Origin of the sequence: Streptococcus oralis, assembly GCF_003943825.1 — a bacterium.
Classification (GTDB): domain Bacteria; phylum Bacillota; class Bacilli; order Lactobacillales; family Streptococcaceae; genus Streptococcus; species Streptococcus oralis_CD.
Genome location: NZ_RJNJ01000009.1, coordinates 32,342 through 43,771 on the forward strand (window position 1 = coordinate 32,342; position 11,430 = coordinate 43,771).

General features: G+C 39.5%; 7 protein-coding genes. 5 read left to right on the forward strand and 2 right to left on the reverse strand.

Annotated elements, in window-relative coordinates; translation table 11 throughout:
• The first annotated feature begins 10 nt into the window (after nt 1-10).
• The 3 genes from D8863_RS08205 to purB are packed head-to-tail and all read left to right on the forward strand — an operon-like array spanning nt 11 to nt 4,032.
• A complete protein-coding gene (locus D8863_RS08205; protein WP_125441618.1) occupies nt 11-1,381 on the forward strand; it encodes a hypothetical protein in 1,371 nt (456 codons plus the stop codon).
• A gap of 19 nt (nt 1,382-1,400) precedes the next feature.
• Nucleotides 1,401-2,759, forward strand: a complete 1,359-nt coding sequence (locus D8863_RS08210) for a hypothetical protein (protein ID WP_125441619.1) — start codon at nt 1,401-1,403, stop codon at nt 2,757-2,759.
• Complete coding sequence (purB, locus tag D8863_RS08215) at nt 2,734-4,032, forward strand: adenylosuccinate lyase (protein ID WP_000610730.1); 1,299 nt, start codon at nt 2,734-2,736, stop codon at nt 4,030-4,032. Before D8863_RS08210 ends, purB begins: the two co-directional genes overlap by 26 nt.
• 54 nt (nt 4,033-4,086) lie before the next feature.
• On the opposite strand, the gene strH is transcribed toward purB, so the two are convergent.
• Nucleotides 4,087-7,812, reverse strand: coding sequence for an LPXTG-anchored beta-N-acetylhexosaminidase StrH (gene strH / locus D8863_RS08220; RefSeq protein ID WP_125441620.1), 3,726 nt, complete (start codon nt 7,810-7,812; stop codon nt 4,087-4,089).
• A 303-nt stretch (nt 7,813-8,115) separates the two neighbouring features.
• Complete coding sequence (locus D8863_RS08225) at nt 8,116-8,832, reverse strand: GntR family transcriptional regulator (protein ID WP_001007181.1); 717 nt, start codon at nt 8,830-8,832, stop codon at nt 8,116-8,118.
• A gap of 322 nt (nt 8,833-9,154) precedes the next feature.
• On the opposite strand from D8863_RS08225, the gene D8863_RS08230 reads away from it, so the two are divergent.
• Together D8863_RS08230 and D8863_RS08235 are read left to right on the forward strand one after the other, a co-directional pair.
• Nucleotides 9,155-10,942, forward strand: coding sequence for a glycoside hydrolase family 35 protein (locus D8863_RS08230; protein WP_125441621.1), 1,788 nt, complete (start codon nt 9,155-9,157; stop codon nt 10,940-10,942).
• Complete coding sequence (locus D8863_RS08235; protein WP_000156968.1) at nt 10,939-11,415, forward strand: PTS sugar transporter subunit IIB; 477 nt, start codon at nt 10,939-10,941, stop codon at nt 11,413-11,415. The genes D8863_RS08230 and D8863_RS08235 overlap by 4 nt, the downstream gene beginning before the upstream one ends.
• The last annotated feature ends 15 nt before the right edge of the window (nt 11,416-11,430 follow it).

An 11,430-nucleotide genomic window follows, 5' to 3' on the forward strand; every position in this document is an offset into this window, starting at 1 on the left:
GGAGTTTATATTGTTTCAACTTGATAATCTATTATTTGTAATTCAAATACTTGAACAAATTCCGGATGATAACATTGATATAATTGTTAAACAAATGATTGAAACGTCTAGAAGGACAGAGGGAGCAATAGTGGTTTTAGCTGATTTGTTTAAACAAATGTCTACAAATCAGCGTACTAGATATTTTACTTCAATGGCGCAATATTTAGAGTTTCAAGAGAAGATAAACATTCTTGATAATTTAGAGGATATAGTTTTAAAAACTGAGTTTTTTGATTTGGTATTCCTTGAATCAAGGACTAAGATCTTTTTGTTTGATGTTAATAAGTCAAATTTTGATAAAACATTTAGCAATGTTAATTATGATGGTTTTCAAATTTATGGACTATCGGATTATACAAAAACATGGATTTTGGATAGTAGCATTTCAAACGTAAAAGATCGTACCCTAGCAATTCATAAAGTTGTTAACCTTGATTTGAATATCTTACAATTTTTTAATAAATTTTCTCAAGGTCGATTAAATAAAGAAAAACAAGTCTTTAAAAGATTTCTGTCGCATTTTAAAGAGAATGGTTTTGAGTATAATATTTCGACAGCAATGTTAGAACGTTCCAAAAAAACTTTTGCAATTAAAGATAGAATTATATGGAAGGAAATAGTTGGAAACTATTTAAGATTTACTAGAATTGATTCAACTATTGAAAATTATCCTTTTATCAACTTAAGTGAAGAAGAAAAGATAAGAGTAGAAGGAATAATTGCAAGTATAGGAGATTTTTCAGACGAAAAAATTAGAGAGTATGATGTTATTGCTTGTTTAGTTTGTAAAGCATTTCTGATAAAAATGGATAGAACTATCAAACATAAGATAGATGCTTTACTTAAATATTCATTGGATGTATTGAATGTCTACCTTGAAAATGAGTTAGTTTTATTAGATGGCTATTTTAAGCATGATGAATATGTATCTAGAACGTTCAAAAAAATAGAGGGAATTTCTAAGGATACTCAAAGCAAAATGTTAAATACTATCTGGGACATCTTTCATATAAGATTAATGGAATGGATGATGTATTCGGATAATAAAAAAGATCAAGAGATTTATTTACACTATTTTTCGTCTCATGATAAAGCTTTTGAGGAATTATTACTTTATAATCCTTTGAAGATGTTTGTTATACATGATAATAGGCAGTATGCAATACGGAAAAAAGGAATTAGTGATATTTGCAAGAATGAATACCTATTACATAAATTGTATACTGAATCGAGTGATAGAATAGCAAAAGCCCCAACTATTAATTTTGAACAAGAGTTGGAAAATCTTTTTGTTGAGATTACAAATTTACAGAAGAAAAAATTAAATAGCTTATTATAGGTGGTATTAGGGAGAAATTATGGAGAATGCAAGGATAATAAATCGATGGATATTACCTAGAATCAATCAAGTTTCAAAAGATAATTCACAACGAGATTGTCTTTCTTTATCCTATATTATAATTTCTATTCTAGGAATGGTATCATTTATCCATATTGTTATAAAAGGAGTCGATACATTTCAAAATCGACTTGGAATTTTAAATTTTGATTTTTATCTAGGTTTTATAGCTTTTTCATTAACAATAGGTGCATATTGCTTATATAATGTGCTAATGATTAGGAAAACCTTTATTTTAGAAATATTTGCTTTAGTGATACTGTCAATTATTTGGTTGTTTTTATATGATTTAAAATTTTTGTTCCTCTCTTTAACAAGTGTACTATTGCCCATGTTTTTACTCTATCCAATTGGTGAGTTGAGTTATTATAAATTGATTCAAAATTTAAATTATTTAGAAGAAGTGATGTACAATTACTTTTTAGAAAACAGTGCAAAAAAAATTAATAAGATAAAGTTATCAACAGTAATATGTATAAGTGTATTGTTTTTTAATTATTCTATCTCTCAATATATTTCTCTTAATTCTTGGTTGAGTACATTGCTGATTCTATCTTTAATACTGTTAATGTGGCTATATCAGTATAATTCTAGTAAAGAAATTCAGTTATTCAAGAAATTTTTGATATATTTTGTTTTTTTGATAGTTCTATTAGTAGCTAATTTTCAAATGGAGTCAAATCTATTGAAATTACCACTTTTGCTACTTAACATACTTCTTGCTATGGAAAGAATAGTATCGCTTTCAAAAGAAGCTAAAGAGCTTATTATTTCGAAGAGTATCCTCTACTATATTGACCATGAGGATATAGAGGAGAGGGTACTTTTATCAGAAGTGATATCAACTAATTATATAAAAAGCGTTGTTTTGAGTGAGGAAGAGATAGTAAGACAATTACTGATTCGCTTTAGACTAAAATTGAAAGAAGATTTTCTAAATATATATTCTTATAGAAAAAAAGATTTTAAGCGTTACAAGCAACTAGTAGAATCTTATAAATACTTTATGGAATTTGATGAATCATGGCTGAATAATATGGATGATCTATATAAAAAGGTAAAAGAGATAGTAGAAATTCCTGATCAGGAGATTGTAATACCTCAAATATATATAGAATATGCCGTGATATTATTTTATTCTAATAAATATAAAGAATCAATTGATGTTTTTCGGAGGGTATTTATATACCTAGACATTAAAGATTTAGAGATGTTGAGACAAGCCTATGTGGAATTAGGGGATACGAAAAATGCTGAGATTATACAAAAAATAATTATAAAGGAGAAACAACATGATCAACCGTTACTCTCGCCCTGAGATGGCGAACATTTGGAGTGAAGAAAATAAATACCGTGCTTGGCTTGAGGTGGAAATCTTGGCTGACGAGGCATGGGCTGAGTTGGGTGAAATCCCTAAGGAAGATGTGGCTTTGATTCGCGAGAAGGCGGACTTTGACATCGACCGTATTTTAGAGATTGAGCAGGAGACTCGCCACGATGTGGTGGCTTTCACGCGTGCGGTTTCTGAGACTCTTGGTGAAGAGCGCAAGTGGGTCCACTATGGCTTGACTTCTACCGACGTGGTGGATACTGCCTATGGTTACCTCTACAAGCAGGCCAACGACATCATCCGTCGTGACCTTGAAAACTTCACCAACATCATCGCTGATAAGGCTAAGGAGCACAAGTTCACCATCATGATGGGACGTACCCATGGTGTGCACGCTGAGCCGACAACTTTTGGTCTTAAATTGGCCACTTGGTACAGCGAAATGAAGCGCAATATCGAGCGCTTCGAGCATGCGGCTGCTGGTGTGGAAGCTGGTAAGATTTCTGGTGCGGTTGGGAACTTTGCCAACATCCCACCATTTGTAGAGCAATACGTCTGCGACAAGTTGGGTATCCGTGCCCAAGAAATCTCTACACAAGTGCTTCCTCGTGACCTTCACGCTGAGTACTTTGCAGTTCTTGCCAGCATCGCGACTTCTATCGAGCGTATGGCAACGGAAATCCGTGGTCTGCAAAAATCAGAACAACGTGAGGTGGAAGAGTTCTTTGCCAAAGGTCAAAAAGGTTCATCTGCTATGCCTCACAAACGCAACCCGATTGGTTCTGAAAACATGACAGGTCTTGCGCGTGTTATCCGTGGTCACATGGTAACAGCCTATGAGAACGTAGCCCTCTGGCACGAACGTGATATTTCCCACTCATCAGCTGAGCGCATCATCACACCAGATACGACTATTTTGATTGACTACATGCTCAACCGTTTTGGAAATATCGTCAAGAACTTGACGGTCTTCCCAGAAAACATGATACGCAACATGAACTCAACCTTTGGTCTTATCTTTAGCCAACGTGCTATGTTGACCTTGATTGAAAAAGGCATGACCCGTGAGCAAGCTTACGACCTTGTTCAACCGAAAACGGCTTACTCTTGGGACAACCAAGTAGACTTTAAACCGCTTCTAGAAGGAGATCCAGAAGTGACATCACGCCTGACTCAAGAGGAAATCGACGAAATCTTCAATCCTGCATACTACACTAAACGAGTGGATGATATCTTTGAACGTATCGGACTTGGTGACTAATCATAACAAAAAGCGAGATTCAATCTCGCTTTTTGTTATGCTTATCGAAGGGGTTTAATCTTCTTTTCTCTTAGTGAGTCCGTAGGCTGCTAGTGTGGCCATGAGTCCTGCTGCGACCAAGCCTGCAGAGTCTTGACTTCCTGTTGCAGGGAGTTGTTTTTCTTCTGCTTTGCTAGTAGTCGGTTCAGCTTGCTCAGCTTTCTCAACGGCAGTTCCGACTTCGACCACCTGAGCGACCGCTTCCTGCGATACCGCACTATTGACAAGGGTTCTTTCTTCCTTGCCGTCGGCAGTAGTGCTGACAGAGTAGAAAATCGTACGACGACCATTTACACCAGTAACGACTACTTGCGTTTGTCCGAGTGGTAATTGCGGATTTTCACGTGTCACAGTAGTGAACGGAATATCTTCTTCTTGGATATCCAGTCTTGGTTTCGCTTCGGCAGCTGGAGCAAGGCCACTTTCATCCCCTTTGTGGGTAATAGGGGCACCGATTTCAACCACTTGGGTCACAGGTTCTTTGGTTACTTGGCTATCTAGAACGGTTTCTGTTTGTTTACCATTTTCAGTAAGGACAGAGATGTAATGAGTGCGTTCGCCATCTACACCTGGTGTGACAATCTTTTCTTGCTTAGCTGGGAGGTTCGGATTTTCTTTTTTGATAACCTCAAATGGAATCTTTTCTGCTCTTGTGATGAGTTCAGGTTTGGTTTCAACGTTGGCAGCTAGTTCGTTTTCGTCTAGGCTTCCTGAGTGAGTTGCCGCTGGTTTGAGGCCGAGGCGGGCTGCCTTGAGTTTGGCTACGAGAGCGTCTAACTCGGCTTGTTTATTACGATTGAGGTTGTAGTTGAGGGCTTCTTTAGCTGCATTTAAGGCGTCCAAGCTTTCCTTGCTGTATCCATCCAAGCTTGCAGGGATTTGAGCAAGTTCCTCACGGAGGGCATTGTAGTTAGCGCGGAAGTAGTCTTTGTTATTATCTGCAAAGGCAGTCATGAGTTCAAAGATTTCTTCTTCCTTGTACTCAGCGCTTGGTCTATCTGCCCAGATGGCAAGCATGCTTCCAACTGTTGGAAGGTCTACTTCAGGATATTTGGTAGATGCAAGCTGGTTAAATGGTGTTTTTTTAGTGTTTTCAATTGCTTTTTTGAGGAAACCGCCACCATCTTCAGGTTTTTGGCCGAGAATGTAGTACCAGTCTCCGTTGGTATTGAGAAGTTTGTAGCCTTTGCTTGCCAGATACTGAGGAGTTGCAAGGTTATAGCCCCACCACCCTTTAGACCAGTAAGAGATGATGACATCCTTGTCAAACTCAACATCGTCCTTGTCCTCGTAGTAGAAACCATCGTTGAAGGCCATTGGTTGAAGGCCTCTTTCTTTGGCCATAGCAGCAAGGGTGTTAGAGTACTCAGCAAACTTGCCATAGAGTCCATACCATTTGAGGTAGTACCAGCCTTGAGCGTTGGTGGCATCATTGGCATATTCGTCTGTACCGTAGTTGAAGATCTTAGTTTTGCCTGCAAAGAAGTCCATGTACTTGCCGATGAGGGCTTTGACAAAGTTCATCGCTTCTTCGTTTTCAAGGTCCATGGTTGTTTTGGAGACCTTGTCAAAGTTGGCTTGAGGATTTTGGATACCCAATTTTTCCATAGCGACAAGCATGGCATCCATGTGACCTGGGCTGTTGATCGCTGGAATTAGTCCAATACCTTTTGATTTTGCGTACTCAATCAATTCAGTGATTTCTGCTTGACTAAGAGTGGTTCCGTTTGGATCATCGTAGTAAGCTTTTGTCCCTTCGATGATGGCATTTTTGACATCGTCACTTGCATAAGTTTTGCCGTTAGCTGTGATGGTCATGTCATCAAGGAGGAAGCGAAGTCCGTCATTTCCTAGGAGAAGATGCACATCAGAGTAGCCTAGTTCGCTCGCCTTGTCTACGATGCGTTTGAGTTGGTCAAGCGTGAAGTACTTACGTCCAGCATCGATGGAGATTACCTTGTTCTTGGCAAGTTTTTCAACTTCGCGTTTCGCGTCTTCTTCTTTTTGAGCTTCTGGTGTGAAGGTCAAGTTGCTTACAGCTTCTTGGAGTTTTGCGATTGCTTGATCAATGGTGTCTTGTTGGGCACGGCTGAGGTTGCTATCAAGTGAGCGAATGGCTTTTTCAGCTTCTTTTACAGCTGCGACACTTTCTGCAGTATAGCGGTTAAGGTCTGTTGGCACTTCTTTCAGGGCTTGCTCAGCAGACTCATAGTCAGCTGCGAAGTATTCAGCATTGGCATTTGCGAAGCTACGCATGAGTTTGAAGAGGCGAGATGGTGAATAGCGTGCAGATGGGGTATCCGCCCAAGCAGCTACCATACCACCGATGAACGGAATATCTGCTCCTTCAGATTTTGGGACAGAAGTGATTGGAGTGTTCTTGATTCCATTGAGTCCTTGGTCCAGGTTATACCAGCCTTGGCCGTCGGCATTGCGTCCGAGAACATAGTACCAAGCATCGTTGGTATTAAGGATTTGGTGGCCTTTTTCAACTAGAAATTTAGAAGAAGCGACATCGTATCCGCCCCATCCACCAGTCCACATAGAAACGATAATGTCTTTGTCAAAAGTACCAGAACTAGTATCACTATTGTAGTAAATGCCATCGTTGAAAGCCATTGGTTTAAGGCCGTGAGATTTGACGATGCGAGCAAGGTCATTAGCGTAAGTGATGAATTTACTATATTTTCCTTGTGTTTGAAGGACAGTCCAACCTTTAGCGTTTGTCGCATCATTAGCATACTCGTCTAGTCCGATGTTGAAGATGTCAGATTTACCAGCGAAGTAAGCTGCATACTTGTCGATTAAAGCTTTTGTGAATTCAACCGCTTCTTTGTTATCAAGGTCAACAGTACGAGCAGATTCTTTTCCCAAGTAGTTGAAGTTCGGTTTTTGAATGCCTAGTTCTTTCATAGCATGCAAAATCGCATCCATGTGACCAGGGCTATTTACAGTTGGGATGAGACCAATACCTTTGTTTTTAGCGTAGTTGATCAAGTCCGTCATCTGACTCTCTGTCAAATGGTTGCCGTTTGGATCCTTGTAGTAGGCATCGGTTCCGTTTTCGAGTGCACGTTTGACATCGTCGCTTGCATAGGTTTTACCATTGGCTTTGATCGTCATATCGTCTAGCATGAAACGCATGCCATCATTTCCAACTAGTAGATGAAGATCAGTATAACCGTAGTGTTTGGCTTTGTCGATGATTTCTTTGAGTTGGTCTGGAGAGAAATACTTGCGTCCAGCGTCGATTGAGATCATTTTTCGTTTTGCCAGTTTTTCATTTACCTGAGCTACTCGTTCCGTGCTAGGAGTGGCTACTGCAGGTGTGACGGCTTCATTTTTCTTTTCTGAAGAAGTGCTTTCAGCAGGAGTTTCAGCTGGGGCAGGGCTTTCTTTCTCGGCAGTAGGAGTTGGAGTAGCATTATCTGTCACAACTGGTGCGCTTGACTCTTCTGTTTTTGGAGCAACTGTTCGAGGAACCTCCTGGTCTTCTTTGACCTCCTCTTTTACAGGTTTGTCAGCCTTTTCTTCCAGTTTTTCTGGAACCTTGGAGTCTACAGCTTCTTTGACTGCTTGTGGGCTCTCCTGAATCGTTTGAACAGTTTCTTCAGCTGTTGGAGCTGGAGTAATCCCGTCGGCAGATACGACTTGTACGCTAAAAGCAAATCCTATAAGTACAGAAGCTGCCCCAACCGCGTATTTACGGATGGAGAAGCGCTGTTTCTTTTCTAGTTTCATGACAAAACCTCCTTGTTATTATCATATATGATAGCGTTTACATAAAACCAATTTTATTTTATTATCTAAGGAGTAAAATGTCAAGTGGGTTTATATAAGAACTATAATAAATAGAGGAAATCATAAGATTTAGGAGAAATTTGCTGATAAGGGGTTAAATAGATGAAAAAAACAAACGAAATTTTACCTTGTTTTTAGTAAAAATGCTACTAATTAAATAAGAGCCCTTCCTAGCGTTTTCACAACTTCTTTCTCGTGCTCTAATGAATATAGAAAAAGCCTGAGCTAGGCTCAGGCTTTTTCTTAATGACCTCGGTTACATGAGATGAATTTGATTTTGTAGTAGTCTGCTCGCTTATAAGTTTCACTATAGGCAAGGACTTGGCCAGTGGCCTCAAGTTTTGTAGTCTTGGTTTGGAAGACAGTTGGGAATTGTGTATCGATTCCGAGTACAGAAGCAGCATGCTCTGGTGTTGGGAATGCGATTTCGTTGATTTCCTCAAAATGTTCATCACTCATGTGAATGCGGTAATCCAATTTGAAACGTGTATAGATAGAGCTATAATAATCAAGATTTGGATAGTTGGCATTGATGTATTGCTCAGGAATATAAGATGTGTGGTAGATGTATGTCACGTCGTTTGTCTGACGAATACGTTCAATCTTATAGTAGAATTGATCCCCACGTAATCCAAGTTTATCTAAATATTCAAGTTTGTTTCCGCGCTCGATAGAAAGGACAGTAACTTTATCGTCTTTTGTTTCAAAGATTTCGACATCTGAAAACTCAACGAGTTTGTGCTTGCGGGCACGTGAAACGAAAGTACCTTTCCCTTGTTGGCGGACAATGTAGCCATCTTTAGCAAGGTCGTTCAAGGCACGAACAACTGTGATTGAACTCACATCGTACATCGCGATCAATTCGGCTTCTGTATAAAATTTATCTCCACTTGCAAATTGACCAGAGATGATTTTGTTTTTTAATTCATCTTTAATATATTGGTATTTAGGAATAGCCATAAATTTCACCTCGATTCTCTTTCTCCAATTTTGATTTTACCACAAATATAAAGAAAAGAGTAGTATTAAGGTCAAAAAATTAAAATAATAGACTAAAAATGTTATTTTACATGTAAAAAAATTCATTTGATGTTCTTGTGAATTATCATACATAAAAAGATCGTTTTCATGCTATTTTTAGATAATTTCGGTAAACGGTAAGTAAAAAAATAGAAAAATTTTAAATAATTTTCTAAAAACCTATTGACAAATGCAAAAGATTTGATTATAGTTAATATTATAATAAATGAAAGCGCAAACTTAATTCGTCAGAGGTAATAACATGACCAGATTTAAAATTGAGGACGATTTCTATTTAGACGAAAAACCGTTCAAGATTTTGTCCGGCGCCATTCATTATTTTAGGATTCCAGCAGAGGATTGGTATCATTCTCTCTATAACTTAAAGGCGCTTGGCTTTAATACAGTCGAGACCTATGTAGCTTGGAATTTACACGAACCTGTTGAAGGGGAGTTTGATTTTGAAGGTGCCAGAAATTTGGAGAGATTTCTTCAAATTGCACAAGATTTGGGTCTCTATGCCATTGTACGCCCGTCTCCATTTATCTGTGCGGAATGGGAATTTGGTGGCTTGCCGGCTTGGCTCTTGACCAAGGACGTGCGAATTCGCTCGTCCGACCCGGCCTACATCGAGGCTGTTGCTCGCTATTATGACCAATTATTGCCAAGGCTTGTGCCTCGCTTGCTGGATAATGGCGGAAACATTCTCATGATGCAAGTCGAAAATGAATATGGCTCTTATGGAGAAGATAAGTCTTATCTACGAGCGATTCGGAAATTGATGGAAGACCGAGGGATTGATTGCCCACTCTTTACTTCAGATGGTCCATGGAGGGCTACTCTGAAGGCCGGAACCTTGATCGAAGACGACCTCTTTGTGACAGGGAACTTCGGTTCTAAAGCTCCGTATAACTTTTCACAGATGCAGGAATTCTTTGATGAGTATGGCAAAAAATGGCCTCTCATGTGTATGGAATTCTGGGATGGCTGGTTTAACCGTTGGAAAGAACCCATCATCACTCGTGATCCTAAAGAATTGGCAGAAGCTGTTCGAGAGGTATTGGAGCAAGGCTCTATCAACCTCTACATGTTCCATGGAGGGACAAACTTTGGTTTCATGAATGGTTGCTCGGCTCGAGGGACTCTGGATTTGCCACAAGTCACATCTTACGACTATGATGCCCTTCTCGATGAAGAAGGAAATCCAACTGCTAAATACCTAGCAGTCAAGAAGATGATGGCAACCCACTTCCCAGAGTATCCACAGTTGGAACCACTCTATAAGGAAAGCATGGAGCTAGGGTCCATTCCATTGGTCGAAAAAGTTTCCTTGTTTGAAACTCTGGATAGTCTCTCCAGTCCTACTGAAAGCCTCTATCCAAAAGCGATGGAAGAACTTGGTCAAAGTTATGGCTACCTTCTCTACCGCACTGAGGCAAGTTGGGATGCAGAAGAGGAACGCCTCCGTATCATCGATGGACGTGATCGAGCTCAACTCTATGTAGATGGTCAATGGATCGCCACTCAATACCAGACAGAAATTGGTGAAGATATCTACTGTCAGGGCAATCGAGAAGGCTTTTCAGAGATTGACATATTGATCGAAAATATGGGGCGTGTCAACTACGGACACAAGTTCTTGGCAGATACGCAGCGAAAAGGAATTCGTACAGGTGTCTGCAAGGATCTACATTTCTTATTGAATTGGAAACAGTATCCACTACCATTGGATAATCCTGAGAAAATTGATTTTTCAAAAGGATGGACAGAAGGACAACCAGCCTTTTACGCTTTCGACTTCACCGTTGAAGAGCCTAAGGATACTTACCTAGACTTGTCTGAGTTTGGTAAGGGAGTTGCCTTTGTCAACGGGCGTAACCTAGGGCGTTTCTGGAACGTCGGTCCGACCCTCTCACTTTATATCCCTCATAGCTATCTCAAGCAAGGTGCTAACCGCATCATCATCTTTGAAACTGAGGGCGAATATAAAGAAGAGATTCATTTAACTCGTAAACCTACACTAAAACACATAAAGGGGGAAAACTTATGACAATTGTAGGATGCCGTATCGATGGACGTTTGATCCACGGTCAAGTAGCCAATCTTTGGGCTGGAAAACTAAATGTTTCACGCATTATGGTTGTAGACGACGAAGTTGTTAACAACGATATTGAAAAGAGTGGTTTGAAACTTGCGACACCACCAGGTGTGAAACTCAGTATCTTGCCAGTTGAGAAAGCAGCAGCAAATATCCTTGCTGGTAAATACGATAGCCAACGTCTCTTTATCGTTGCACGTAAACCAGACCGTTTCCTTGGTTTGGTCGAAGCAGGTGTTCCACTTGAAACACTCAACGTCGGCAATATGTCTCAAACACCAGAAACTCGCTCTATCACACGTTCTATCAACGTGGTAGACAAGGATGTGGAAGACTTCCACAAACTGGCAGAAAAAGGTGTGAAACTCACTGCTCAAATGGTTCCAAATGATCCAGTTTCAGACTTTTTGAGCTTATTAAAATAGGAAAAAATTTTTAGG